20 protein-coding genes and 2 pseudogenes are annotated in these 26,617 nt (G+C 35.4%); 7 read left to right on the forward strand and 15 right to left on the reverse strand.

The annotated features are described in order from the left end of the window. Positions 1–723: 723 nt before the first annotated feature. From T429_RS0105875 to T429_RS11065, 8 genes and pseudogenes are all read right to left on the reverse strand, one after another. The gene (locus tag T429_RS0105875; protein ID WP_005775213.1) at positions 724–1,173 is read right to left on the reverse strand and encodes a hypothetical protein; all 450 of its coding nucleotides are present in this window, start codon (positions 1,171–1,173) and stop codon (positions 724–726) included. Between the two features lie 165 nt (positions 1,174–1,338). After that, entirely contained in the window at positions 1,339–1,740 is a 402-nt protein-coding gene (locus tag T429_RS0105885; protein ID WP_005773324.1) for a hypothetical protein, read from the reverse strand. Positions 1,741–2,097: 357 nt separating this feature from the next. After that, positions 2,098–2,504 (reverse strand): annotated as a pseudogene (locus tag T429_RS10860) (hypothetical protein). Between the two features lie 641 nt (positions 2,505–3,145). Beyond that, positions 3,146–3,379, reverse strand: coding sequence for a hypothetical protein (locus T429_RS0105900; protein ID WP_026500902.1), 234 nt, complete (start codon positions 3,377–3,379; stop codon positions 3,146–3,148). A 994-nt stretch (positions 3,380–4,373) separates the two neighbouring features. Then, positions 4,374–5,768 (reverse strand): amino acid permease, encoded by a 1,395-nt coding sequence (locus T429_RS0105905; protein WP_005773321.1) that lies wholly within the window; start codon positions 5,766–5,768, stop codon positions 4,374–4,376. Between the two features lie 503 nt (positions 5,769–6,271). Continuing rightward, positions 6,272–6,469, reverse strand: coding sequence for a hypothetical protein (locus tag T429_RS11060; protein ID WP_005775210.1), 198 nt, complete (start codon positions 6,467–6,469; stop codon positions 6,272–6,274). A gap of 519 nt (positions 6,470–6,988) precedes the next feature. After that, on the reverse strand, positions 6,989–8,527 hold the full coding sequence (gene hutH, locus T429_RS0105915) for a histidine ammonia-lyase (protein WP_005775209.1): 1,539 nt from the start codon (positions 8,525–8,527) through the stop codon (positions 6,989–6,991). Positions 8,528–8,709: 182 nt separating this feature from the next. Then, positions 8,710–8,874 (reverse strand): annotated as a pseudogene (locus T429_RS11065) (class I SAM-dependent methyltransferase); the annotation flags it as partial. Between the two features lie 420 nt (positions 8,875–9,294). On the opposite strand from T429_RS11065, the gene T429_RS0105925 reads away from it, so the two are divergent. The 4 genes from T429_RS0105925 to parE all read left to right on the forward strand — a co-directional run bounded on the left by T429_RS0105925 (position 9,295) and on the right by parE (position 13,806). Further along, positions 9,295–9,921: a LemA family protein gene (locus tag T429_RS0105925; protein WP_005773316.1), complete on the forward strand. Its 627-nt coding sequence runs from the start codon at positions 9,295–9,297 to the stop codon at positions 9,919–9,921. Further along, positions 9,921–10,772, forward strand: a complete 852-nt coding sequence (locus tag T429_RS0105930) for a TPM domain-containing protein (RefSeq protein ID WP_005775207.1) — start codon at positions 9,921–9,923, stop codon at positions 10,770–10,772. The genes T429_RS0105925 and T429_RS0105930 overlap by 1 nt, the downstream gene beginning before the upstream one ends. A 147-nt stretch (positions 10,773–10,919) precedes the next feature. Then, a complete protein-coding gene (gene lipB, locus T429_RS0105935; protein WP_005775206.1) occupies positions 10,920–11,657 on the forward strand; it encodes a lipoyl(octanoyl) transferase LipB in 738 nt (245 codons plus the stop codon). An 82-nt stretch (positions 11,658–11,739) separates the two neighbouring features. After that, a complete protein-coding gene (gene parE, locus T429_RS0105940) occupies positions 11,740–13,806 on the forward strand; it encodes a DNA topoisomerase IV subunit B (RefSeq protein ID WP_005775205.1) in 2,067 nt (688 codons plus the stop codon). 17 nt (positions 13,807–13,823) lie between these two features. On the opposite strand, the gene recJ is transcribed toward parE, so the two are convergent. Continuing rightward, complete coding sequence (recJ, locus tag T429_RS0105945) at positions 13,824–15,608, reverse strand: single-stranded-DNA-specific exonuclease RecJ (RefSeq protein WP_005775204.1); 1,785 nt, start codon at positions 15,606–15,608, stop codon at positions 13,824–13,826. Between the two features lie 296 nt (positions 15,609–15,904). Between recJ and rplM the strand changes: the two genes are divergently transcribed. Both rplM and rpsI read left to right on the forward strand, forming a co-directional pair. Next, positions 15,905–16,369, forward strand: a complete 465-nt coding sequence (gene rplM, locus T429_RS0105950; protein WP_005773310.1) for a 50S ribosomal protein L13 — start codon at positions 15,905–15,907, stop codon at positions 16,367–16,369. Positions 16,370–16,371: 2 nt separating this feature from the next. Continuing rightward, positions 16,372–16,857: a 30S ribosomal protein S9 gene (rpsI, locus tag T429_RS0105955; protein WP_005773309.1), complete on the forward strand. Its 486-nt coding sequence runs from the start codon at positions 16,372–16,374 to the stop codon at positions 16,855–16,857. 312 nt (positions 16,858–17,169) lie between these two features. On the opposite strand, the gene T429_RS0105960 is transcribed toward rpsI, so the two are convergent. The 6 genes from T429_RS0105960 to T429_RS0105985 all read right to left on the reverse strand — a co-directional run bounded on the left by T429_RS0105960 (position 17,170) and on the right by T429_RS0105985 (position 24,279). Continuing rightward, complete coding sequence (locus T429_RS0105960; protein WP_005775203.1) at positions 17,170–17,535, reverse strand: response regulator; 366 nt, start codon at positions 17,533–17,535, stop codon at positions 17,170–17,172. A gap of 477 nt (positions 17,536–18,012) precedes the next feature. Then, entirely contained in the window at positions 18,013–18,375 is a 363-nt protein-coding gene (locus T429_RS0105965; protein WP_005775202.1) for a hypothetical protein, read from the reverse strand. Between the two features lie 1,547 nt (positions 18,376–19,922). Then, positions 19,923–20,711, reverse strand: a complete 789-nt coding sequence (locus T429_RS0105970; protein WP_005775200.1) for an ABC-2 family transporter protein — start codon at positions 20,709–20,711, stop codon at positions 19,923–19,925. Then, on the reverse strand, positions 20,695–21,429 hold the full coding sequence (locus T429_RS0105975; protein ID WP_034456020.1) for an ABC-2 family transporter protein: 735 nt from the start codon (positions 21,427–21,429) through the stop codon (positions 20,695–20,697). Before T429_RS0105975 ends, T429_RS0105970 begins: the two co-directional genes overlap by 17 nt. Positions 21,430–21,493: 64 nt before the next feature. Continuing rightward, entirely contained in the window at positions 21,494–22,513 is a 1,020-nt protein-coding gene (locus T429_RS0105980; protein WP_005773303.1) for an ATP-binding cassette domain-containing protein, read from the reverse strand. 782 nt (positions 22,514–23,295) lie between these two features. Then, on the reverse strand, positions 23,296–24,279 hold the full coding sequence (locus T429_RS0105985; protein ID WP_005773302.1) for an RluA family pseudouridine synthase: 984 nt from the start codon (positions 24,277–24,279) through the stop codon (positions 23,296–23,298). A 237-nt stretch (positions 24,280–24,516) separates the two neighbouring features. Between T429_RS0105985 and T429_RS0105990 the strand changes: the two genes are divergently transcribed. Further along, on the forward strand, positions 24,517–26,304 hold the full coding sequence (locus tag T429_RS0105990) for a glucan ABC transporter ATP-binding protein/ permease (protein ID WP_005773301.1): 1,788 nt from the start codon (positions 24,517–24,519) through the stop codon (positions 26,302–26,304). The last annotated feature ends 313 nt before the right edge of the window (positions 26,305–26,617 follow it).

Below are 26,617 nucleotides of genomic sequence, written 5' to 3' on the forward strand. Positions count from 1 at the left end.
TTCAAAACTTTCTTTTTACAACAAAAATAAAAAATGCGGGCAAAACAATAAACGAAAAGTTAAATACAATAAGAGAAAAATAAACAAAATTATTTTATTTTTTATGATAAATGATAGCTTTTTATAATATGCTTTGTGTTTTATGTAAAGAAAGAACAAAAATTAAAAAAATACCCTTGAGAATAACAATCTCTTTAAAGATTTATCCCAAAAATGTTGAGAGTTATGGCACAAAGTACCATAAAATTAATTTCAAAAAACGGGAAGAAATTTGAATTTTGAAGAGATATAATGCTTAATTTATCTCATTTCCCAAAATAAAATATAACAAAATAAGAATAATTTTTAAGATTCAAACGATCAAAATATATTAATATAAATATCATATATTAATATAAATATCACATAAACCGCATCATTTCTTCAACCACAACACAAATCCAAGAAAACACGCACTGAAATGTAAGCGAATGTATACAATTTCTACATTAAATCAGTGCTATTGAAAAAAACTATCTATTATCCTTAAAGTAGCTATGTTAGTAAAACCATTTTTTGCCACTTTTTATATCAAATAAATTTCTAAATATTCCCCGATATTATCATTTGACAATAACACTTTTGCACTCTCAAAGCCGATGAATATCACTATATCAAGAGGTAAAAGAGTTGTATTTTTCTTTCGCTTCTCCATAATATTTCATTTCAATAAAGATGAATATTTCACTTTTTCAAAGCTTTTTTTATTTTCTGACGTTTTTTATCATTCTCAATCCGTAACATCAAATCTTGCTCTTGCTTTGTCGAATTGGTTACACCAAAAATATCATTTTCCATAGTCTGCTGATACCCTGCTATCATTAAATTGACTAAAAATGAGTCACTTCGCGGCGGCGATGAAAAATAGATTCCTTTTGAATCTTGCAATTTGTACCGATAACCTGCTTTAGTCATGCATTCATAAATTGCTGCAAACTTACTTGCACGCGAATCCATATTTTCAGAAGAAGCATAGATTGGTTTCCAGCCGCATTTTGATAGTGCTTGTTGGACCACAGACTTATTGACACCTAGCTTTTCCCATAATGCCAGCGTCGATGGAGGAGGTTTGCTAACACATCCAGAAGAGTTTAATAAAACTATCGCACTTAATAATTTCAATATTTTTTTCATTTCCCCCCTTTAATATTTGCAATAAAAAGGCTGATAAGTTTGCCAATATTTTCTCTCGCCCGTAAGACAACTCTAGAGAGCATAGAGATCATACACGGAAAAAGCAACCTCGCCCCCCCTGCGAGAATAAGAAATATGAGGATGATCGATTATAGCAACCTCAACTTAAGGCTGACATTCGGGTTGTTCTTTGTTCTCTTCACAATGAGGACTATTCAAGCGCCTCTCTACACTTCGTTGAGGAATAACAGCATCAGGCTGACAAATAGGAAGATTTTCATATTTCTCACACCACTTCACCCTTCCCAATTTATCCTGGAAACCTGCTTGTATCATACATGCATTCACAGACTCCTCTGCATTGAACTTTTCATCGGTACTTTTTTCTGTATCAAAACGACCATCCAAATGCTGCATTCCGCACTCCAATAGAGCTTTCTTGATCTCAAGTTGATCTGTACCAGGCTTTTCCCATGTATCTACAGCTGTCCGAGAAGGCTGTTCTGGAAAGCATCCAGCCATAACAAATAAGGTTATCCCACTTAATAATTTTAAAATCTGCTTCATTTTCCTATCCTTGAATAATTTTGATATCACGAAACAATCTATAAATTATTTATATGCTGTTTTTTTATTGCAAAACAATGATGGACATTATCCCCTTCATTATCTTTTCCGATGATACGCCACTGATATTATATCAAAAATATAGTAAAATTACTACTAAAATCATATTCTATCAACGTTATGTTTATAATTATTCTCAATATTTTGATTACAATTAAAATAGATATTTTTATAAATTTTTGCGCCTACATTTGTCGCTCCCATAGATAAATAATGTCGGGACGGTTGATTGAGAAAACAATCTCGCACAAGCATGGAAATGGGGATTGTAATTTTCACAAACAGCAAAGCTTAAGGTTAGCATTTATGACTATTGTTATATTTTCTACAAAACGGACTGTTCAAGCGTCTCTTGACACTTCTCTGGGGGATAACTGCACCTGGACGACAAATGGAAAGGTTTTCGGCTCTAAAAGTATAACATAGCCCTCCCGTTCTTGCTACCTCTTCATCTTTATAGCGGAACCCTGCTTGAAGCATACAAGCATAAATTGTTGCTTTTGCATTGATACTAATCTTTCTGTTTTCTGGATCGACATTATAAGGGGTTGGCATGCCACATTCTAGCAAAGCTTTTCCTCTCTCAGTAAAATCTGCTCTCAGCTTCTCCAAGCACTCAAATGCCTTCCAGAAGTTTTATTAAACTGACATCCTGCAATACCTAACAAAGTTACAGCATCTAATAGCTTTAAAGTTTGTTTCACTCTTTCTCCATGATCTAATTCGAGTTTTTTTTCTAGATGAGATGAGACGAAAAATATCCTACACTTATTTCCCGCATCTCCAAAGCAAGTATGAAGATTGTAAGGGTCTGTGAACATTTTCCATGCTTCTTTCCACCAGTTACTGCCAGCAGGTACTGTCTCGTAAGTATAGCCATTGCCACCAATCACTCTGCTTACAAAGTCATCTCTATGCCCATCAAAGCCAACACTGATTTGTTTGCCATCACTCACATAACCTAATAGACCTACTACAACCAAAGTATTCACCGCTAGTCCATAGAAACTGATATTCGTGTTTTCGTTAGCTATCCCGTGAACACCTTCTTTTTTGAAAGAATACAGCGCATTAAAGCCTGTCAAACAGCTACGACTATGGCATAAAAATGCAATCCTCTGTTACTATAGACATACATCAGATCTTTTGCTTCTTGTGTTCAATTGCTCATCCCCCCAAAGTTATTTTTCAAAAATTTTTGGTATCCCGCCACCATAAACCGTTATATCGTCTTTTTTAGCGGTGATGGTAATATTTTTCCCATTGAGAGAAGGTCCTTGATGTTCAAAACCTTCCTCATTTTACTATTTTCCCTCACTCCTGTATATCAAAACAAATCCCTTGCCTAAATCAACACAAAACCCATTTCATGCGTCTGTGAATAGCTGCTATGATGGCCTGTCATACCATCAATCGTCACGCTTTGTCCTATCTCGTTGATATCTTGATCTGCAATCATATGGGAAGCAGTAACTATAGCTTCTTTTTTTGCATCCACGTCAATATTGCCCATCGCCCCAAGAATGGAGAAAACCGTTGTAGTATGCGATTGAAATGTATTGGCAGATTTCTGATGCAAGAAACCATTTTCTAATGATTATTCTTGCTGATCATACTTCTTTTGTGCACCTTTGATGATAATATTGCATCATTTTTGACCTCAATACAGTTGCAAAACGCATTTGGTCCTTTGTCCACTTATGATAAAAATTAGCCCTGTATCGATATTATTAATTTTGTAACAAAAATCCGCAAAAAACAGTCGATAAAACATAAGTTTATAAAAAAGTAAGGCTTGCTTCCTACTCTTTTGATAGCCATAACAGTATCGTGAAAAAACAGTCACACGCCTACCGTTTTCTTAAGATTAACTCTTCTATGAGATTGTATTGTGATACCTTACTGCTTCTTTATTAAAGCTTTTACAAACACAATAGTACAATGCCCTAATCACTCTGTTATCTGCATTTTCTACCTACACCAATTCTCTTTGAGAAAAAATGATAATAAAAATAAAAAACTCCTCCTCTTTACCCTCTAACCGCAATATCCTTTTAAAAGACGCAGAAAACTCCAGCGCTTCTTTACAGGGAAATGTATAATAAAGCCACCTTCGCTTTTAAAAGATTAGCGATTTCTTAAATAACAAAATTTAAAAACTGAATTTTAAAAAAGCTTATAAAATAATTTATTGGCTCGGTTGAGTATAGATTAAAACAACATAAATCAAACAATAAAAATAATTCTCACAATAACTTCTCTTTTAAAAAAACTTCAATAATAATTTTAGAACAAAGGTACTCCCCTATAGCCCTGTATCTGGTAAAATATATTTTCACATATTAGGTATTTTAACATGAAATACTTATATTGATGGCATGATTATCAATGATACAGCTTACCATCAAAAAATATCTGGTATTTATATGATGAGATTGTTATTATAGGCAATGGTTTACAAAAACGTTCAAAGCAAAACGATAACGAGTAGATTGTTTTCAGTTTAGATTATCCCAATCTTTGGAAGATAAAAATCGAATGCCCGTTCTTCTGAAGACATCCATTTTTTCTTTTTAATTTATAATCTTTGTTTTATTGCAGTTTTTTTGCTTAAAATTGTAAAGCTTAAGGACATAGAAACAAATAACAAGCCAAGCAATCCAACCAACACCAACAATTAAAACTGGTCGCGTCTCATCGAAGTACCATAAGAGAATAAAAATAAAAACCATAAATAAAATAGAAAAAATTGACCCTATCGGCCAAAGTGGAATAGGAAAGTTTAAAGCATTCTGTACTTCTTTAGGCATCTTAATTCGCATAAAAATTTGCGAAAGTAGAATCATCATCCAAACAAAAACTGTCGCAAACGTTGCCATTGCTGCAATAAGAAAAAAAAGCTTTTCATGATAAAAATAATTAAGGACAGCACCAAGAAGAAAAATAATGAAGATCATCAAAATAACAAAAACTGGTATACCGTTTTTTGATAAATATTGAAACTTCTTTAAAGCATAACCTTCCTGCGATAAACCATGGATCATACGACAAGCACCATACATTCCACTATTCATTGCCGAAATAGCCGCTGTAACAACAACAATATTTAAAATATTTGCTGCATATGAAATCCCAAGATTTTCAAAAATGGATACAAAAGGACTATCCATAAGACCAATCTCATTCCAAGGATAAAGAGACATTAAAATAGCTAATGTCATGATGTAAAAAAGCAAAATACGAAATGGAGTAGAATTAATTGCCTTTGAAATCGTTTGATGAGGGTTTTGAACTTCCATGACTGCCATGCCAATGATTTCTATACCACCAAAAGCAAAAACAACAACACTAAAGCAAGCTAAAAAACCAAACCAACCATTGGGGAAAATACCACCATTCTTCCATAAATTATGAACAGTAACAGTAGAAGAATGAGCATCTTCACCCCACCCCCAAAAAATAATTGCTATGCCTAAAATAATCATTGCAATGATAGCGATTACTTTAATAGAAGACAGCCAAAATTCTAGCTCACCATAGACTTCTACAGCAGCTAAATTAATACCTGTAATGATGAGTGTAATACTCAGAGCCCATACCCAAGGAGCAACATCAGGGTACCAAAACCCCATATAAGTCGCAAAAGCTGTAATATCAGCCAAACCAACAAGAATCATCTCAAATACATATGTCCACCCCGTTAAAAAACCTGCCAATGGCGATATGTAATTTGCCGCATAACGCGCAAAAGAACCAGGTAATGGATTATGAAGGATCATCTCTCCTAAAGCCCGCATAACCATAAAAATAGCTAAACCAGAAATACAATAGGCAATCAAAACACTGGGACCTGCAAGCTTAATTGCTTGGGCTGATCCATAAAAAAGACCTGTTCCAATAGCAGAGCCAAGAGCTAAAAAAATAACTTGGCGCTTACTCATCCCTCGTTTCAGTTCATTTCTTGCCATTACTTTCCTTCTTTATTAAAATGTTGGCGAAAATCCACACCACAATAAACAGCTTTATGATAAATAAAGTCTCATGTTTCTTTCACGAATATATTTCAAAAAACATCAAAAACCAGCCAGTCCAACGCTTTGCTCTAAACAATAAAAAATACTTATATGGCAAATTATACAGTTTTTATAACCTGCAATTCCGTATTATTTTATTGAAATAAAGTGATAATGAATTTTTTTATAATTGTCATTTAATTCATTTCGTATTCCATGGCTTTTTACAAAGAAAATTAGTCTTAATGTAGTGTGAAGTTTTAGGCTTCTATCTCAGTACACCGAAATAGAAGCCTAAAAGTTCATAACAAGCGCACTAACACTATGCATACAATTAATTTTTGTGACTTTAAGTAAATTCTCTTTGAGCCCATAAAACAAACTTTTTACGTCAATTGAAGAACTCAATCAATGATAAAGCGAATCTCGCCAATTTTTAAAAGTATGATAAAGTGAAGCTATAGCCCACCTTCTAAGGGCTCCAACAGCCTTAACGACAAGCTTTCCGATGAAAAAAAATATACGGTAAAAAGAGCATCTTTAACTGTTGGTCCAATAATATCTCCCTCCTTTCCTGTGGGAATTTGCCCTGAGATATTACTAAAACCTTTGTTTTTAGCTAAAATAAGAGGCTCTTTCTCTTGAGACACCATCATAATAAAAATTCCCTCTGGAAATCTACCTCTCCTAAAAATTTGCATGAACTTCAAGAGTTTGTGAAAAACAAAAAAGAATTGTTGTTAAAATACCTAATCTAGTACTTTTAAACATTTATTTCTCCTTTTTTAATTAAAATACAAAAAATGAACTATAAAACTCATAAAGTATTAACAAATAAGAAGAATATAAAATAAAATTTTTATTTAATATAATGCATATAATATAAATTTATAATTATAAAAACATAATATTACAATATATAATTTTTGGATATTATTTAAATTAAAAATCTCTAATAGAAATCATAAAGTATATTTACTTCAATTTTATAGATTATAAAATTATGATGATAAATTCAGATCACTATAAAGTAAAATATATATAGTTGATTACGAACAGAATATATATACACAATTGATTAAATAATTGAAATATAGTATTGATTTTCTATATTTTTATATGAGGAAGTTTCAAAATCTAATATCCGCCCTTCCTCATTAACCTTAAAACAAATATCATTGAAAACTTAATGAAGGAAAAATTGTTTCTGGTAAAACAGATAATAAATGCCCTTCACGTACAAGTATATGTGCTTGATGAAGATCTGGAGCCAGATAGCGATCTTCCTTAAGAGAAGCAATATTTTTGCGTAAACATTCCATAACAGACTGCAAAAGAGTACTTGTTTTTAAAGGTGCGCGATATTCAATTCCTTGTGCTGCAATAAGCGTTTCAATGCCAATAATTGTAAAAAGGTTTTCGCTCATTACCAATAGACGACGAGCACCATGGCAAGCCATTGAAACATGATCTTCTTGATTGGCTGAAGTTGGTGTTGAATCAACGGAAGCAGGATGAGCCATTTGTTTATTTTCAGACATTAAAGCTGCTGCTGTTACTTCAGCAATCATAAAACCTGAATTAAGACCTGCATTGTTGGCTAAAAAAGCTGGAAGACCATAAGAAACTGCTGGATCAACCATAAGAGCAATACGCCGTTGAGAAATAGCCCCTATTTCACACAAAGCAAGAGCAATCTGATCAGCCGCAAATGCTACAGGCTCAGCATGAAAATTTCCACCTGATACAACTTCACCATTCCTTAAAATTAATGGATTATCTGTAACAGCATTTGCTTCAATAATCAGTGTTTTGGCTGCTGCTCGCAAAATATCAAAACATGCCCCCATAACCTGTGGCTGACAACGTATACAATAAGGATCTTGGACACGCTCATCACCCCGTAAATGTGCTGCACGAATTTCTGAATCCTCTACAAGTTTTTCTAATGTTTTTGATACGGCAATCTGCCCATAATGGCCTCGTAAAATATGGATATCAGGGTGAAATGGCGCTGTTGACCCCATGGTAGCATCTGTCGTTAAAGCCCCAGCCAACAATCCACCACACAATGCCCGATAAGCTCGGAAAAGGTTAGCAAGTGCAAGTGCTGTTGATGTTTGAGTCCCATTAATAAGAGCTAAACCTTCCTTCGCCTCTAGAATAATAGGAGATAACCCTGCTTTTTCTAACGCAGTCGCTCCACTCATACGAACCTTTTGAAAAAACGCTTCTCCTTCTCCCATCATAACAGCAGCCATGTGAGCAAGTGGGGCAAGATCACCTGAAGCGCCAACAGATCCTTTTTCTGGAATGACAGGAATAACACCCTTTGAAAGCATATTTTCCAGCAAATTGACCAATTCTAGACGAACCCCAGAAGCCCCTCTTCCCAAAGAGATAAGCTTTAAACTCATCATCAAACGCACAATATCTTCAGCAAGAGGATTGCCTACCCCACAACAATGGGACAAAATAAGATTTCTCTGTAAAACAGTGACTTTGTCTGCACCAATTTTAATGGAAGCCAATTTCCCAAAACCAGTATTAATCCCATATACAGGCTCGCTTCCAGCAGCAATTTCAGCAATGCGCTGCGCTCCTTTCTCGATAGCTAAATGCGTGTCATGATGAAGTTTACTCACTTCACCATTAAAATAAATAGCTTCAAGTTCGCTAAGTGTTACCTCACCCGGTTTTAGTATAATCGTCATAATTTTCTTTCTTTATTCAATTAAAGTATAATTCTTAACATTATTAACCCTTCTATAAAACCTATAAAATAAAAAAGATATAATCTCTCTTTGAATGAAAATGCTTTTTTAAAAGCCATTCCTTAGGATAAAAATAGCATGATATTGCTGCTATTCCCTAAAAATTTAACAATTCCCTCTCATGCAATGCCTATTCCAATCCCTACATCACGATGGACAAATGCTTTTTATTCTTAAAAAGGAAAAACATGATCTTAAATAAAGTGAGGAAGGCAGCGAGGAAGATAGCGATCATAATCATCAGCTAATCCGTCAAACCTTTCATTTTGCCATTGAACATTTTGCAATGCAGGAATTTCCCCCCTTCTTCATAATTGTTAATACCCATAATTTAAAAGCCTTTTTATCCAATAGGTTAAGCTTATCTTCTAAAGGAAGAAAAATGGGAACGGCCTCTTCTTTTTATAAGCTTGATACCGATATTCTCCCCTTCGTTAATTGTTATTTTCTACGTTCTGAAATAAAAAAGTCCTATGAAAATAATATACTTTTCTGTAAAGAATAATTGATATGAACAGTGTTGATCTTTCATAAGATGACATTTATACTCTCGCTATTATCCTCATATCAACAAGTGACTTAAGCGTGCTAAAAACGCAGAGAGATATCAATTTATTGATAACAATAGCTGTTTATAAAATTCAAAATACTTTCCACAAGTAAGATAAACCCTATATGATACATAAAATATCTGTGGAGACCTCTTTATGTTAAATGGACAAACTTCTTCAATGTTTAAAATATTAAAACAATTTTCAATCATTATTTTTTTGGCAGGGTTAATACCATTTTTAAGTGGCTGCGGATTTAACACAATACCAACAAATGAAGAAAAAGCACACGCCGCATGGAGTGAAGTACTCAATCAATATCAACGCCGTACAGATCTCATCCCCAATCTTGTAGAAACAGTTAAAGCTTACGCCGCCCATGAACAAAGCGTTTTCACAAATGTCATTGAAGCACGTGCCAAAGCAACACAAGTCAACATTAATGCAGATATGTTGAATAATCCGGAAATTATGCAGCAATATCTCAAAAATCAAGCCAATTTATCAAGTGCACTTTCGCGACTTATGGCAGTTGTCGAAAACTATCCGGATCTTAAAGCAAACCAGAACTTTCTTGCTCTTCAATCACAGCTAGAAGGAACTGAAAACCGTATCTCCGTTGCACGCCGTGATTATATTGAAACGGTTCGTGCCTACAACACGGCACTCAAAACAATGCCAACAATGATTTGGGCAAAATTATGGTTTCGTGACGCCAAACCGATGCCAACTTTTACCATCGATACGGATAGTCAACAAACTCCAAAGGTTAATTTTAATTAATGAAATCGTTTGAATACGCTATAAAACGTCGTTTTTTTCGACGTTTATGGATTTCTTTGAGCATTCTTTACTTGATCATTACATGGGGGAATGTTACTCACGCACACACTCAATTTCCTCCCTTAACCGGCTATATCAACGATATGGCTCATTTACTTGACCATGCAACAAAGAGAAATTTAACGGAAAAGCTTGCTACACTCGAAGAGAAAACGGGAGATCAAATTGTTCTTGTAACGCTCCCTACTCTTTCGGGAAATGATATAGAAACTTACAGCAATTCTCTTTTTCGCACATGGAAGTTAGGCCAAAAAAAAATCAATAACGGCGTATTAATCGTCATTGCACCCAATGAACGTGAAGCACGTATTGAGGTAGGCTATGGTCTGGAAGGAGAACTAACAGATGCTATTTCCTCTGTCATCATTAATAGCTTCATGATTCCTCATTTTCGTGAAGGAAATTATCAAAAAGGAATTGTTGAATCGGTTCATGCAATTATCAAAGTGATCACACAAAGTGATGCAGATTTTTCTTTTCGACTCAAACAAAAAGCTAAAGCTGTTGAAGAACAACGTAAACAAGCTGCAAAAGAAGAAATGATTATAAATACAGTCATGTTTTTCATTCTCTTTATAGCCATGGGGTTACCCATTCTTGCTATGATTTTTGGTCAGAAAATAGGTCCACGAAAGTATCTTTGGATGGGTATTATCTTCACACCTTGGTTTTTAAACTTAAATACGAGGGGTAGAGGTTCTGGTGGAATTTTTGGTGGACATTCAGGAGGAGGAGGATTCAGAGGTGGTGGTGGATCATCAGGTGGTGGTGGTGCAACAGGAAGATGGTAAAACGAACATAACACGTTCTTTTTAATAAAACTCATTACATTTCTCATTAAAAATTCATTGCATTTCTCATAAAGTGTCTCTTAATCTTACGCTTTTGTTATTTTTCTGATTACAATACAAACTCAAACATTAAGATAAATATTGCCAATGACATTTGAATTGAAACATAGGGATCGTAGTCACTTATCACATCATTTTAATGCAATTCTAGGGAATCCACCCGTTGAATGGAAAATAAGTGATCATTTGGTTGAATATCCTGAAGCGCTGCGTTACATGCAGGAACGTGTGGAAAAAATTCTTGCAAAAACGGCTCATGAACAGGTTTGGCTTCTTGAACACCCTTCCCTTTATACTGCGGGTACGAGTGCAGATAAAAAGGATCTCTTAGCGCCTCATTTATTTCCTGTTTACGAAGCAGGACGTGGAGGTGAATTTACCTATCATGGACCAGGACAGCGTATTGCTTATATTATGCTTGATCTTAAACGCCGAAAACAAGACATTCGTGCTTTCATTAGTGCATTAGAAGAATGGATCATACAAATGCTTGCGCGCTTTAATATTAAAGGCGAACGCAGAGAAGATCGCGTTGGTGTCTGGGTTAAACAATCTCATAGCCCATCAAAACAAAATGATCTTTCTTCCGAAGATAAAATTGCAGCGATTGGCATTCGAGTGCGCAAATGGATAAGTTTTCATGGCGTTTCTATCAATGTTAATCCTAATTTAGCCCATTATTCAGGAATTGTTCCTTGTGGAATTACAAACCACGGTGTAACAAGCTTTCTTGATCTAGGGTGCCCTGTAACAATGCATGATATTGATATTGCTCTCAAACAGGCTTTTGAACAAATTTTTGGTCCAACAATTGATGTTTCCTAACTGCATTGATTTTTAAATAAAAAACAGGCATAAAATTTATGCTAATAAATATTTTGTTTTATGAGGTGGATAGTTAAACGCTATGAGCGATAACAACAAGGATCTTTTTAGTATTTTAAATAAAGCCCAATCTAGGGTCAATACAAAAGAAAGCACTCTGCAGTCTCCAACGAAATCAAAAGCGATGATTTCAAAAAAAAGTGCAAAAAATACACAAGAAGACGACTATAATGCCCTCTCTATTCGCGTGCTTGAAGGTTTAGAGCCTGTACGTTTACGCCCTGGAATGTATATTGGTGGAACAGACAGTAAAGCGCTTCATCATTTATTTGCCGAAATTATTGATAATGCGATGGATGAAGCTGTTGCTGGTTATGCAGACTCCATTGAGGTCTCATTAGATAAGAACGGTTATATAACCGTTACAGATAATGGACGTGGTATTCCTGTCGAAAATCATCCTCAAATGCCTGACAAATCAACTCTAGAAGTTATTATGACACAACTCCACTCCGGAGGAAAATTTGATGGAAAAGCTTATCAAACTGCGGGCGGACTTCATGGAGTAGGAATTTCTGTCGTCAATGCCCTGTCAGATAATATGGAAGTTGAGGTTGCACGAGAACGAAAACTTTACCGCCAACGTTTTTCACGTGGTATTCCTCAATCTGGATTAGAAGATTTGGGAGATGTTTACAATCGTCGTGGTACACGTGTTCGTTTTCATCCTGATGGTGAAATTTTTGGTGAAAAAGCAGCTTTTGATCCGGAAAAAATTTATCAGATGGCGCGCTCCAAAGCCTATCTTTTTGGCGGTGTAAAAATTCGCTGGACTTGTGATCCCATCATACTTGAAGGCGTAAAAAATATTCCTGAAAAGGCTGTTTTTCATTTTCCCCATGGGCTTAAAGACTATTTACTTACATCATTAAAAGATGAATATCGCGTCACGTCAGAAATTTTTTCTGGAAAAACACAACAAAATAATGGTCATGGCTGTGTTGAATGGGCCATCGCTTGGCATGGTGGAGATCCTTGTGTGCAATCTTATTGCAATACTATTCCCACCGGAGAAGGAGGAACACACGAAACAGGACTGCGTCAAGCTCTTTTGCGTGGCTTAAAATCTTACGCTGAGTTAACAGGAAACAAGCGCGCAGCGATCATTACATCAGACGATATTATGATTTCAACGGCTGCAATACTTTCAGTTTTCATAAAAAATCCTGAATTTGTTGGACAAACAAAAGATCGACTAGCAACAATCGAAGCGCAACGTATCGTTGAAAATGCAATCCGCGATCCTTTTGATCATTGGTTAGCCAATTCCCCTCAAGAAGCAACAAAACTTCTTGACTGGGTTATTGAACGTGCTGAAGAACGTGTTAGACGCCGCCAAGATAGAGAAATCAGTCGAAAAACAGCTGTCCGTAAATTACGTCTGCCCGGTAAACTTGCAGATTGTAGCCAAAACCATGCTACAGGTGCTGAATTATTCATTGTTGAAGGGGATTCTGCAGGGGGATCTGCTAAACAAGCAAGAAATAGAACAAACCAAGCAATTTTACCTCTTCGCGGTAAAATCCTCAATGTAGCCAGTGCTGCCCATGAAAAAATGAGCTCAAGCCAAACAATTAGCGACCTTATCCTTGCTCTTGGTTGTGGAACACGCTCTAAATATCGTGAAAAAGATCTCAGATATGAACGTATTATCATCATGACAGATGCAGATGTTGATGGTGCTCATATTGCATCATTGCTTATTACCTTCTTTTTTCAAGAAATGCCTGATCTTATTCATCAGGGACATTTATATCTCGCCGTCCCTCCCCTTTATAGAATATCGCAAGGCGGAAAAGTTGCTTATGCACGCGATGACATCCATAAGGATGAATTGCTCAAAACTGAATTTACGGGAAAAGCGAAAATTGAAATTGGTCGTTTTAAAGGACTGGGTGAGATGCGTGCAGAACAACTTAAAGAAACGACGATGCATCCCCAAAAACGTACATTGCTTCGTGTTTCTATTGATTCTGTGGAAATGCAAGAAACAAAAAAGACTGTAGAAAGTCTCATGGGAACAAAACCAGAAGCACGATTTCGTTTCATACAAGAAAATTCTACTTTTGCTTCTAATTTAGACATCTAATGTAAAAAATATCTCATTTAAACTACTGCAGCAGCGTCAATCACACGCAGTTGCGGATTGATCGTGCCATTCCAATAATTCAAACTAAGATGACCAGCTAAATGAATCATTTCCCCAATATTTTTCGACAAAAAATCTCCAAGTGCAGTCCCTACAGCACGAAAAGCTATTCCTTGCAGTTTTTTTCCTTCCGCGTTAGATACAATGAGGCGAAGGTGTCCTTTACCAACTTCAGATAGGTTCATTAATCGATGAGAGGGAAGAACAAAAACAGGTGTTGCATTTCCTGTCCCAAAAGGTCCTGCCTTTTCAAGCAACTCAAATAGTGCTTGATTAACACCAGAAGCAGAAAGAGAACCATCTATACTAAGGGACTTTTTTGCATGCAATTGTGAAACCATGCCAGAAACTTTTTCTTCTAGCCATTTTCGAAAGCTTTCAATTTTTGTTGATTGAATTGTAATGCCTGCTGCCATACTATGTCCCCCTCCTTTTTCTAACAAATTCAGTGTAACCGCCTCACGAACAAGTGCCCCTAAATCTATGCCGCTAATTGAGCGTCCCGACCCTACACCATTTCCATCTTCTTTCAATGCAATAGCAAAAACAGGACAAAAAAAACGCTCTTTGAGGCGGGAAGCAAGAATACCAATAATCCCCGGATGCCATTCTTTATGAGAAATGACAAGTGACAATGGTGTTTCTTGATCTTGATAAAGAGAAGCAATATAAGATTCGGCCTGCGCTAATTGAATGTTCTCCATTTCTTGGCGTTCTTGGTTAAGTTGATTTAATTGTTCTGCTATTCTGTCCGCCTCATCTTTATCCTCACAACTGAGCAAACGTGCCCCCAACGCTTGGTCGCCAATGCGTCCTCCTGCATTAATTCTAGGACCTAACAAAAAACCTAAATGAAAACTATTAAGCGGTTCGCCTATCCGTGCAACCTTTGTTAAAGCAGCGACCCCAGGATTATGCATAGAACGAGCGACTTGAAGTCCTTTCATTACAAAAGCACGGTTAACACCCTGCAATGGAACAACATCACATATGGTTGCCAAGGCAACAAGATCAAGCATACTGAGAAGATCAGGCAACATCCCTTCAAATTGTTTTTTTCGCAACAAGTGATGAACCCAAGCTAACGTAACAAAGACAACACCTGCTGCACATAAATGCCCTTGTCCAGAAAAATCATCAGGGCGATTAGGATTAACAAGAGCAACGGCTTCTTGATGAACCTCTGACATTTGATGATGATCTAAAATTACAACATCAGCACCTGCCAGTCTTGCTGCTTTGACGGCTTCTGAACTGTTCGCCCCACAATCAACAGTGATAATTAAACGGGCGCCTTCTTGCACAAGCATCCTCATAGCTTGTTCATTCGGTCCATAGCCTTCAACAATACGATCAGGAATATAAATTTTAACTTCAATCCCAAAATAACGAAAAAAACGCGCTATAAGTGCCGATGAACAAGCGCCATCAACGTCATAATCACCAAAAACAGCAACCTGTTCTTGGTTGAGAAGAGCCTTAATGATACGCTCTGCTGCGCATTGCATATCAACAAAACTTTCTGGATCAGGCATGAGCATGCGCAATGTTGGATTAATAAAAGCAACAGCTTCAGTTTCATCCACATCTCTTGCCGAAAGAACTCGTGCTAACTGATCAGGAAAACCAAATTTTTGAGAAATCGCACGTGCATTATTTATCCCTTGAATATCAAGAGCATCTAGCCAAGCTTGACCACAAGCAGAAGATTCAACATTGAGAAAATAACGAGACAGCTGCATTGCTATTTATTTTATAATGAAGGTGAATAAAATACAATCATGCTTTAAAGATAAAATTGTCTTTTGCCCCATTTACCCCAATCATAATATACATAAAGACCTCTCATATAAGGTATCATGATACCTCAACAATAACATGCTGTTTTATAAAGTTTTTATTTTCTCTTGACGTCAATCAAAAGACATTATATCAGAGCAGCTAATACGCGTTAAATACTTCGCTGTGCTAACAATTTTCAACGCAAACAATGAAAATGCCCTCATACTACAGGGGCTTTAATTAAAGGATACTTCGTATGGCAACTTTTTCACAAAAGCCAACTGAAGTGGTGAAAAAATGGGTTATTATTGACGCAGAAAACCTTGTTTTAGGTCGTCTTGCCACATTTGTTGCAAACCGCTTACGTGGCAAACATAAAGCTACATTTACGCCACATGTTGATGATGGTGACAATGTTATTATCATCAATGCCGATAAAATAGCTCTTACCGGTAAAAAATATACAGATAAAAAATATTATTGGCATACCGGCTATATTGGTGGAATCAAAGAACGTACAGCGCGTCAGCTTCTCGAAGGACGTTTTCCTGAACGCGTTGTTGAAAAAGCTGTAGAACGTATGATTCCGCGTGGTCCCCTTGGTCGCCGTCAATTGAAGAATCTCCGTGTTTACGCTGGAAGCCAACATCCGCATGAAGCACAACAGCCCGAGTCTCTTGACGTTAGTGCTTTAAACCGCAAAAACAAAAGGATTGCTTGATTATGGCTGAAATTAATTCTCTTGCTGAGCTCAGTGTCGTAACAAATACTGTGGAAGCTCATGAAAATACCGCTCCTGTCCATGTGCAAAAGCTTGATTCACAAGGGCGTGCCTATGCAACAGGAAAACGTAAAGATGCTGTTGCTCGCGTATGGATTAAACCAGGTTCTGGAAAAATTACCATTAACAACAAAGAATTTGACAAATATTTTGCTCGTCCTGTTTTGAGAATGATTCTTCGTCAACCAATTGTTGCAACAAATAGGGATACCCAATTTGATATTATTGCAACCGTTGCAGGTGGAGGTCTTTCTGGACAAGCTGGTGCAGTACGTCATGGTATTTCCAAAGCTTTAACCTATTACGAACCAGAGCTTCGCCCAATTTTGAAAAAAGGGGGATTTCTTACCCGCGATAGCCGTGTCGTTGAACGTAAAAAATACGGTAAAGCAAAAGCGCGTCGATCTTTCCAATTTTCGAAACGTTAATTTCAATATTTTTGCAATATATAGAGCCCCGTTTTCATCGGGGCTTTTTTCGCCCTGCTAAAACAGACTTTTAGATGAATGCAGGAAAAAATCTTATACCATTTAGAAGAGAATAAGAGTATAAAACAACAACTTCTCTTAAAACAAAAAGTAAGAAACATAAACCAAAAAATAAAAAACTCTTTTCAATTTTTAAAGTCTGTTTTGGAAACTAAAATATATTCCCGCTAAAACACAAAAATATTTGCACAATAACTTTAGCAACCCCGTAAGCCTTTCAATACCTTTTTCTATCATCACTTAAAAAGAGCTTTAATCCACAAAATGTTTCACCATTGCAATAAAATGAGGAACAGAAATAGGCTTTGACATATATTCTTCACATCCACTTGCTCGAATTCGCTCCTCATCCCCCTTCATAGCAAAGGCTGTTACAGCAACAACAGGGATTGATCTCAATTCCTCATCTTCTTTTAATTGTTTAATGACATCTATTCCGGAAACCTCTGGCAACTGGATATCCACAAGGATAAGAGATGGCATCGATGAACGCGCCAAATCTAGTGCCATAAGACCATTACGTGTTTCAACAGTTTCATAGCCACTCGCTTCTACAAGATCACGGAATAACTTCATATTAAGCTCATTATCTTCCACGATCATGACTTTTTTTGACATTCGTATAACTCCACCTTTCTCAGATAAAACAGAGAAATAGAAATGAATCCACATTCTCTTTGCTTAAGGATAAAATGATAAAAAAAATTGTAAACCACAAAGAGACAAAACGCTTTCAATAAAAGCATTTTTTCAAATATTTGTGAGACGCATCAGTATGCTTTTTCAGTCATTAAAAAGCAAATCCACATAACCATAAGATTGTATTACTCTGTGTTTTTTAAGTAGATACATAAAGTTTATGAGTATCTCAATTAAAGCATATGCATTATGCATGTTTTAAAGAGAAAAAATTTAATTAACTTTAAAAGCTAGCTGATTATTTAAATTTAATGCGCCCTATTCTGCCATCCTACATACAACATCTTAATGATATAAAAGAATAAATTTATCAATAGCACTAAAAACATAAACCGTGATGTTTAATCACGGTTTATGTAATATAAAACATCCAATAATAGAATAATTTAAAGTTCATCAAGGATTAAGAGCCCATGCGCTATGAGCAAGAGCATCAAATGTTCTCCCACCTGTCGCTCTGTTTGGACTGGGTGGCTTTCTCGTAAAGAAATATACAAGATATGCGATTAAACCAAAAATCGCTGCCTCCATTCCCATTAAAGCCGCAACCTTTTGGACATTTTTGTCAGCCCTTTGTCCTCCAAATTGGCTCATAATCATATTAACAGCTTTATTAACCCCATTTTCTTGTGTCATTACAGAAATGAAACCAATATTTTGAAATCGATTATTTAAAGAATCGGCATTCGCACCCAAAACCTGTGAAAAGAAAATAGCCATTGCAACAACATACAATATACAATGCTTAAATATTTTCATTATAACCACCTATATACTATTTAGTAAAATAAATTATCTTTACTGTACCCTCTAAACAAAAAATACCGCATCATCTACCGATAATGTCTATTTATCTTCTGAAAAGAAGAATATAACATAAAATTTTAAAATAATTTTATTTTAAATGTCATTTTATATTATATAATAATTATTATTTATACAATACATATTTATTTAATTATGTCAATTATTTAATATGTGTTTTTAAATTATATAATATAGTGATAAAATATAATTAATTTATTGTTTTTATTATACTTTTATTTTTTTAAATTATATATAATTAAATTTTAAAATACAAAAAAATATTATATTGTTGTTTTTTAGTTACACAAAATGATTTTTTATTTTTATATAAAATAGTAAGATATTTATTTAAATAATTTATTTAATTATTATTAAATAATAGTTTATCCTTATTATAAATTGAGAATAAATAGCTAATTAAATAAAATTTAGCATAAGAACAAGTTTAAGCCTTTATTTGAAAAAAATAAATGAAATAAGATAAGAGAAATGATATTTATATATTCTCTCAATCTAAATCTGTAAAGCCATTATAACTTTGAAATATTTTACAGTCATTTATTTCTACAAAATCGAGGAATAACTTGCATATTAATTTCATTATCATCTAGTATCATGGTTTTTGATATTACTCCATGATTTTAAGATAAACGCAAGAAGTAGATAATAGATAACCTCCCTCTCTAACAAAGATAAAATAAAAAAATTAATGACACCTAATAAAAGTATTTTCTTATTAATATTTGTAATACTCAGCATTATATTTCTTCAGTTTACAACAATGAAATCCACCATAGCCCTAAAACCATTATCGTTTATTTTTTAAGTGGATATACAAACTTCATAGATATCCATTGATATCCATATTTTCATCTTAGAAAAGCTATCAATCACAAAACTTAACTCAAATGCACGTTTTGAAGAGGAAGCAACTTAAGTAACTTTGATATACATAAATTTTTTGATCTGTAGTAATCCGTATTTTATATGCCCAATCAAAAATTTATTTTTGTAATTTTATGTTGTCTCGAATACATTTTTATACACCAATACGAGCTATGCAATAAAAAATCAAAAGAGAGGTTAACTAGATAATTCTATATGAAACTTTAAAGCAGATCTGCATGTTATTCATGCATTGTTAATGGAAAAAGTAGTAACAAAACTGAAGAATAAAAGGGGCATTATAAATGCGAATATCGCCACAGAATTTATTTTTTCTGCCTTATATAATTTTCAAAAAGTTTGGTAAAAAGATATGAATGATACATGAAAAAGTTCTCAATCTTTTCAATCGCTATATCACAAATACACTATTTAGTACTAATCACCAGAAACATATGACAGCTGATTTTATGCATCAATATATCTAAAAAACCATGTACATGTTTTTACATGTTTTCCCTACATCACACAGCCAGCGTAAATAATAATATTTTACAGCACAATAGAATTATTCACTCAATTTTTCATTTTTATAAATTAGGCAAACTTTTATATCATCCCCCTAATCCATTAAATTTAGGCATTGTTTTCTTGTAGACCATAAAAGTCATGGCAATGGAAAGAAAAGTGCTCAACAGAAGATATCCGATATTCCATTCATTTTTACCAAGCAGGAGTGACACTGGGAGAGAAGCAGAAAAAGCTAGAGGCTGCAGAAACAGCAACCATTTTACAAGATTTAAGGGATAAATTGCTATGGGGATAAAGGAAAGTTGGTAAAGCATTGCATGAAAATAGGCGACGGGCATCTTACGGCTAGTTATGAATGTTATAAAGTTGAACATCATGAAAAAACATAAATTTACGATAAAGACACAAATGATTGCAACGATAAAAGAAAACCATTTTAGTTTTATCTCTGACATATCTGGTATCGAGACAAATGAATAAGCACTGGCACAAACAATAAAGAACTTAATCAAATAAAGAGGTTTACACCAGCCAAACAGGATTAACAGCCAAATTGAAACTGGCTTTGTCAGATAAACTTCAATTTTCCCTTCTGCAACTTTTTCAAAAAATGTTTCAATAGAAGTGGTAAAAATATTCAAAAATATCCCAAGCAAAATGAAAACAACAAAGATAAGATGAATTTCATCTCTGCTATAGTTCCCAATGCTACCTGAAAAACAAGAGATTTTATCAATAAAGATGAATTGAATAAAATAATAGCACAGAGAAAGAATAAATTCTCCCGTGAAATTTTTACCGTAAACAATTTGTCGGCGCACATTCATGCTGATAAAATAAACGATCTTTTTCACCTCATCCCCCTGCTCCATGATAGGCTTTCATTCCTTTTTTCCAAGCAATATGAATGAAGAATAAAAGACACAAAATATAAAAAACACACCCCACAATAAATTGCTCAAACACTTTCAGATCATGCGTGGAAAGAAATTCAGCAGGCGCTGAGATGGTAAAACGATAAGGATTAAACTGCATCAATGGAATGAGCCATGTTGGCCAAAAAGAAGGAGGCAAAAGGGTGCCACCAAGAAGGGCTGAACTGAGAATACTAAAAGAGAGCAAAATATTGTATTCAATCACCCAGAAACTTAATAAGGCAATAGCAAAGGAGAGAAAAAAGCACAGCAATTGTGAGAAAACAACAATGAGAAAAAATAGCAGGAAAGCTATAAGCAATGCTAAAATACTCTCAGAGGATAAACTAAGCTTTACAGCAAAAATAGCGAGTAACGGCACGGCATAGAGTACACTTTCACCCAAAAAGGTAAATAGCATTTGCATCATGTAACTGAATGGTTTGGTGAGATAGACTTCTAACTTCCCGTCTTTAACATGCTGAGAGAAAGATTGAATAAGTCCATAACCATTATTTAAACGTGAGAAAATTAAGGCAAAGGCATAATAATACATCATATCATGAAAGCCAAAACCGTTTATACTATCGTTTGTGTCAGAAAAAAGTGCATTCCACAACAGAAGTTGAATCACGAAGGGCGAGAGCGTCCCCATAACGATATCGGTAAAAAACATGGCTCTGTCACTAAGGATTGTAAGCAATCCATTCTTGGCAAAAAGAAAGAGAGCAAAGCAATGATTAGAGAAATTCTTTAAATTTAACACGAAGCATCTCTTCAAGTGAGGGGGTGGATACAGAGAAGGGGCAGTTAAATTCTGTTGCGATTTCTCTGATAAAACGTGGCACATCTTCACGCGGGAGTGAAATCTCTAGTGTACATTTTTCATCATTAAAGTATTTCTCTTTTAAAGGAGTGGACAATTTTATTGCCAGTTCATCAATATCCTTTATAAGAGGTGAAGCTGTTGGTAAATGTTCACAAAAAAGCGTTATTCTCACACTTGAGGCGATCATCTCTTTCAACGTATCAATAGCGCCATGAAACTGTTTTTTTCCTTTATGCAAAAGAAGAATATCGTCAACGTAACCATCGATATCTCCCATGTCATGACTGGTGATGATATATCCTATAGACTGCTCTTTTTTCAGTTTTTTAAGCAACTCCCTGATTTCATATTTAGATGTAATATCAAGACCAATCGTTGGCTCATCGAGAAATAATAATCGAGGTCTAAAGGATAAATTAAACGCTAATTCGCTTTTGACTCTCTCACCAAGGCTTAGCATACGCACTGGCTTATCCATGATATGCTCAATATTCAAGAGCTCGGTAATTTCTTTAAGATCACGGTGAAAAGAGCTTGGCTCAAGGTTATATAAGGGGCGCGCCATTTCCAGACTATAACGTAGGGGTAAATCCCACCATAAGCAATTTTTGTGACCAAAGACAACGCCCAGAGACTTGAACAGATTTTTTTTGGCGTTATAGGGATTAACGCCTAAAACTTTAACATCTCCCTCATCAGAAGCTTGTATGCCAGAAAGTATTTTAATCAATGTTGATTTTCCCGCTCCGTTAGGACCAACAATTGCGAGTGCTTGCCCTGAACACAAGGTAAAACTGATCTCTTTTAGCGCCTGATATTTTGCATAAGTAGGCTTGAAAAGAGAAAAAACTTTATTGGTAAAACCCGTTGCATTGTTTATGCTGCGGTATATTTTTGAGACGCTCTTAACGTCAATCAATAATGATCCCATTAGTCATTCCTCATTTCAACTTATCCCCTCTTGGAACATTTCCACAATCTTTGAATATTTGTTTTTTCACTGGAAAAAACAAAAGTATTCATGCCATCCTTAGAACACTAAAACACACCTGATGCTTTCTATCTGACTTTTGGTATGGGGCACATTTCTTCAATGTGATGAATTCACTTCACTGAAGTATTAAAATACTAAAAACTTATTTCTTCTTTTGTGAAAGATAATCTTTCAAAGAAACAAACAGAAGAATAATTAATCATTGCAAGGAATACTTTTCTGATAAGTTTCACTGTATAAGCAAAGGTAAAAAGCATAAATCTATAAATATACCAAACCCCACCACTAATAGGATAAACTTCCTTGAAAACAATAATTTATTGAAAAGCTGCTTCCCCCCTAAGAGTTCCTGTAAAAGTCTTCAATTATTTTCCATGAAAAAATCAAAAATTGCCATTACTGTTTCAGTCAATATCCTTCAGATTTTATCTCATTCATCCCCCTTACAAACGTGCCTCCCCAATATATGACCTCTGTAGATAATTCAAAGGAACAGCTTCATAAGCCCAAGATTATTAAAGATACACCTTATCTAGAAATAACAATACAATCAAATAAAAAACTGTAGGAAGAAAATTTATGATATTTGAAAATTCATTACTCAAAAACACAATTTTCTTATAGCGATTACTAAGGCTCTTTACAAATGATACCCTATCCATCTTAATCAAATTTATAGACAAAATTTGCACCAACCAAAAAGAACAAATAAAGATAAATTATTCTGTTTCAGCGTCACGCTCATTAAAAGACAAAAGATTAAAACTTTGGACCATATGAGGGGGTAAAGGTGCAACAATATCCAAGATGCCTCCTGAAGGATGAGGAATACGAATACGACGTGCATGAAGGTGAAGGCGATTTTGAATGCCTCCTGGTAATGTCCAATTACTATCAGAAAAAAAATACTTTGAATCGCCAATGATAGGATGATCCATATGGGCAGCATGCACACGGAGCTGATGTGTTCTCCCCGTATAAGGTTCCATTTCAAGCCACGAAAGAGCCCGCCCACGCGACTCTAAAACGCGGTAGTAGGAAACTGCATGATGTGAATCGGGTTCCCCATGGTCACAAACACGCATTTTGTCACCTTGTGCGGTCATTTCCTTAACCATCCATGTCGAAATTTTGTCCTGTTTTTTTTTAGGAACACCCCGAACCAACGCCCAATAAGTCTTTTTTGTTTCCCGTTCTCTAAAAGCAGCTGTTAAGGCCTGTGCAGCTCCCCTAGAGCGGGCAACAATAAGCACTCCTGATGTCTCGCGATCAAGGCGATGAACTAAACGCGGCTTTTCACCTTTTTTATTGCGCCATACCTCAAGCATACTGTCTATATGACGTGTTAAACCAGAGCCTCCTTGTACAGCAAGGCCTGCTGGTTTGTTAAAAACAAAGACCTTTGGGTCTTCATAAAGCAGCATTTTTTTCAAAACAGTTCCATCATCTTTACCACGAAGTGTTTTATCCGTTATTGGAAGACTTATCGTATCATCAAGAGGAAGAGGTGGAACACGAACAGACTGTCCCATACAAAGGCGCGTATCAGCTTTAACACGTCCACCATTAACCCGTATCTGTCCAGAACGCAACAATTTTTGCAAAGCACCAAATGCAAGTCCTGGATAATGCACTTTAAACCAACGGTCTAAACGCATTCCATTTTCGTCTGTCTCAACCTTTTTTATTTCGACACCAGCCATGAAAGTTCCCTTACCTGATAATTTTCCCTACCTAATATTTTTTTTCTGATAATTTTATTGATCTATTTTTGCGCCTTTATAAACACAAAAATTCATATGCTCGTTGGCTTTATCACACCATATTACAATGAGTATCCAAAATTGCCTTTTCTTAACGTTCAATTTTTATTAGTTAGAAATTTGAGTCTATAAAAATCAGTAGCTTTTACGCTTAACAGCGAATGGAGATCATTAATAGTGTCCTTATTCAAAACCTATGCACGTGTTCTCACTTACCTAAAGAGAGAAAAAAATGCATCTCTTTTAATCTGTAACGCTAATGTTATGTTAGCGATTATCACCATTGCAGAACCTATTTTATTTGGACACGTTATTGATTCCATTACAGAAAAATCAGGAATCATCCCTACCCTTGCCATTTGGGTTTGTTTTGGCCTTTCCCATATCATCGCTTATGTCCTTGTTGCTCGTGGTGCGGACCGCTTAGCCCATAGACTCCGTTTAACGGTTTTAACAGAATCTTTTGAACGTATCATTGCCATGCCTTTAATTTGGCATCAACAACGCGGAACGTCCAACGCACTCCATACACTTTTGCGTGCAATAGACGCCATGTCAACCATATGGCTTGATTTTATGCGTCAACATCTTTCAACACTTGTCGCCTTATTGGTTCTCATCCCCACAGCCTTTAACATGAATTGGCGTCTTTCAATAGTCTTAATTGTACTTGCCATCATCTATGTCTTAATTGCCCGTTTAGTGATGCGAAAAACAAAAGACGGACAAGCCGCTGTAGAATGCTATCATCATAACCTTTTTAAACATGTTAGTGATTCAATCTCTAATGTTTCTATTGTACAAAGTTATAATCGAATAAAAGAAGAAACATCCATACTGTACCAACATACAAATGACCTTCTTAAAGCACAAAATCCTGTTCTCAATTGGTGGGCGCTCGCCAGTGGCTTAAATAGAATGGCTTCAACAGTTTCAATCGTTTGTGTTCTTCTCCTTGGAGCTTTTTTTGTTGCAAGAGATCAATTAAGGGTAGGTGAAGTCGTTGCTTTTGTCGGATTTGCACAACTCATGATTAGCCGTCTAGACCAAATGAGCAACTTTATTAATTGCGCGATATCCTCACAAGCAAAGCTGCAAGAGTTTTTTGAAATGGAAGACTCAACCTTTAATATCAACGAACCACAAAATCTCCCTTCCCTCAAAAATGTTAAGGGCGCCATACAATTTCACCACGTTACCTATAAATTTCCAAATTCTTCTCAAGGTGTTTTTGACATTTCCTTTAAAGTGGAAGCAGGGCAAACTATTGCGATTGTAGGACCAACAGGAGCTGGGAAGACAACATTAATCAATTTATTGCAGCGCATATACGACCCTACCTTCGGACATATCTCCATTGATGAAATAAATATACGCTCAATCAATCGCGAATCTTTACGAAAATCTCTAGCGACAGTGTTTCAAGATGCAGGTCTTTTTAACCGCAGTATTCATGAAAATATCTCAATAGGAAAAGCAAGTGCAACAAACGAAGAGCTTTATGAAGCAGCAAAAATAGCAGAAGCTCATGATTTTATTCTAAAAAAAGTTGATCGTTATAATACAATGGTGGGCGAACGAGGAACTCGATTATCAGGTGGAGAAAAACAACGGTTAGCAATTGCACGTGCTGTTTTAAAAAATGCCCCCATTCTCATTCTCGATGAAGCAACAAGCGCTCTTGATGTTGAAACAGAAGCACGTGTCAAAGATGCTCTTGAGAGCATAAGCCATAACCGCACCACTTTCATTATAGCACATCGCCTCTCAACAATACGCAATGCTGATGTGATCCTCTTTCTGGAACAGGGTTATTTAATTGAAAAAGGAAGCTTTCAAGAATTGATCGATAAAGGGGGCCGTTTCTCTAAATTTTTAAAAGCAAGCAATTTAACAATCACGCCACCAGAAAGAGAAGGAGAAAATGAAAACATCATCCCCTTACATGAAGCCATAGCATCATAAAAATAACACTCTTCACAAATCTTATGCAAAAAAACCTCTCAATGCAAAACATTGCAAAAATGCTCTGTTCGTGGGTAAGCAAAAATTTCTAAGAATGCCATAATCTATTTTAAATGCAGCAAATGCACAGAGAAAAACTTGAATTAATATAAATATTTAGTTTTGTGCAGTATTTATCTGTTTAATTTACGTTCCATAACTTGCAAGAAAAATCTATTCTCTTACACATGAGCCGCAAAGGAAACCAATAAAACGGCTCTAAAAAACGAGCCTCTTATAAAGAGCGAGCAATAATTTAAGCAATTTGAAAGCA

Source organism: Bartonella elizabethae F9251 = ATCC 49927 (assembly GCF_000518165.1).
Classification (GTDB): Bacteria; Pseudomonadota; Alphaproteobacteria; order Rhizobiales; family Rhizobiaceae; genus Bartonella; species Bartonella elizabethae.

Bases quoted from the DNA above. Each gene is read 5' to 3' on its own strand.
- T429_RS11060 (WP_005775210.1), bottom strand. From the start codon at position 6,469: ATGATGGTGTCTCAAGAGAAAGAGCCTCTTATTTTAGCTAAAAACAAA.
- T429_RS0105965 (WP_005775202.1), bottom strand. From the start codon at position 18,375: ATGAAAATATTTAAGCATTGTATATTGTATGTTGTTGCAATGGCTATT.
- hutH (WP_005775209.1), bottom strand. From the start codon at position 8,527: ATGACGATTATACTAAAACCGGGTGAGGTAACACTTAGCGAACTTGAA.
- parE (WP_005775205.1), top strand. From the start codon at position 11,740: ATGAGCGATAACAACAAGGATCTTTTTAGTATTTTAAATAAAGCCCAA.
- rplM (WP_005773310.1), top strand. From the start codon at position 15,905: ATGGCAACTTTTTCACAAAAGCCAACTGAAGTGGTGAAAAAATGGGTT.
- T429_RS0105975 (WP_034456020.1), bottom strand. From the start codon at position 21,429: ATGTTTTTTACCGATATCGTTATGGGGACGCTCTCGCCCTTCGTGATT.
- T429_RS0105970 (WP_005775200.1), bottom strand. From the start codon at position 20,711: ATGGAGCAGGGGGATGAGGTGAAAAAGATCGTTTATTTTATCAGCATG.
- T429_RS0105980 (WP_005773303.1), bottom strand. From the start codon at position 22,513: ATGGGATCATTATTGATTGACGTTAAGAGCGTCTCAAAAATATACCGC.
- T429_RS0105905 (WP_005773321.1), bottom strand. From the start codon at position 5,768: ATGGCAAGAAATGAACTGAAACGAGGGATGAGTAAGCGCCAAGTTATT.
- T429_RS0105985 (WP_005773302.1), bottom strand. From the start codon at position 24,279: ATGGCTGGTGTCGAAATAAAAAAGGTTGAGACAGACGAAAATGGAATG.
- T429_RS0105925 (WP_005773316.1), top strand. From the start codon at position 9,295: ATGTTAAATGGACAAACTTCTTCAATGTTTAAAATATTAAAACAATTT.
- lipB (WP_005775206.1), top strand. From the start codon at position 10,920: ATGACATTTGAATTGAAACATAGGGATCGTAGTCACTTATCACATCAT.
- rpsI (WP_005773309.1), top strand. From the start codon at position 16,372: ATGGCTGAAATTAATTCTCTTGCTGAGCTCAGTGTCGTAACAAATACT.
- recJ (WP_005775204.1), bottom strand. From the start codon at position 15,608: ATGCAGCTGTCTCGTTATTTTCTCAATGTTGAATCTTCTGCTTGTGGT.
- T429_RS0105875 (WP_005775213.1), bottom strand. From the start codon at position 1,173: ATGAAAAAAATATTGAAATTATTAAGTGCGATAGTTTTATTAAACTCT.
- T429_RS0105960 (WP_005775203.1), bottom strand. From the start codon at position 17,535: ATGTCAAAAAAAGTCATGATCGTGGAAGATAATGAGCTTAATATGAAG.
- T429_RS0105885 (WP_005773324.1), bottom strand. From the start codon at position 1,740: ATGAAGCAGATTTTAAAATTATTAAGTGGGATAACCTTATTTGTTATG.
- T429_RS0105930 (WP_005775207.1), top strand. From the start codon at position 9,921: ATGAAATCGTTTGAATACGCTATAAAACGTCGTTTTTTTCGACGTTTA.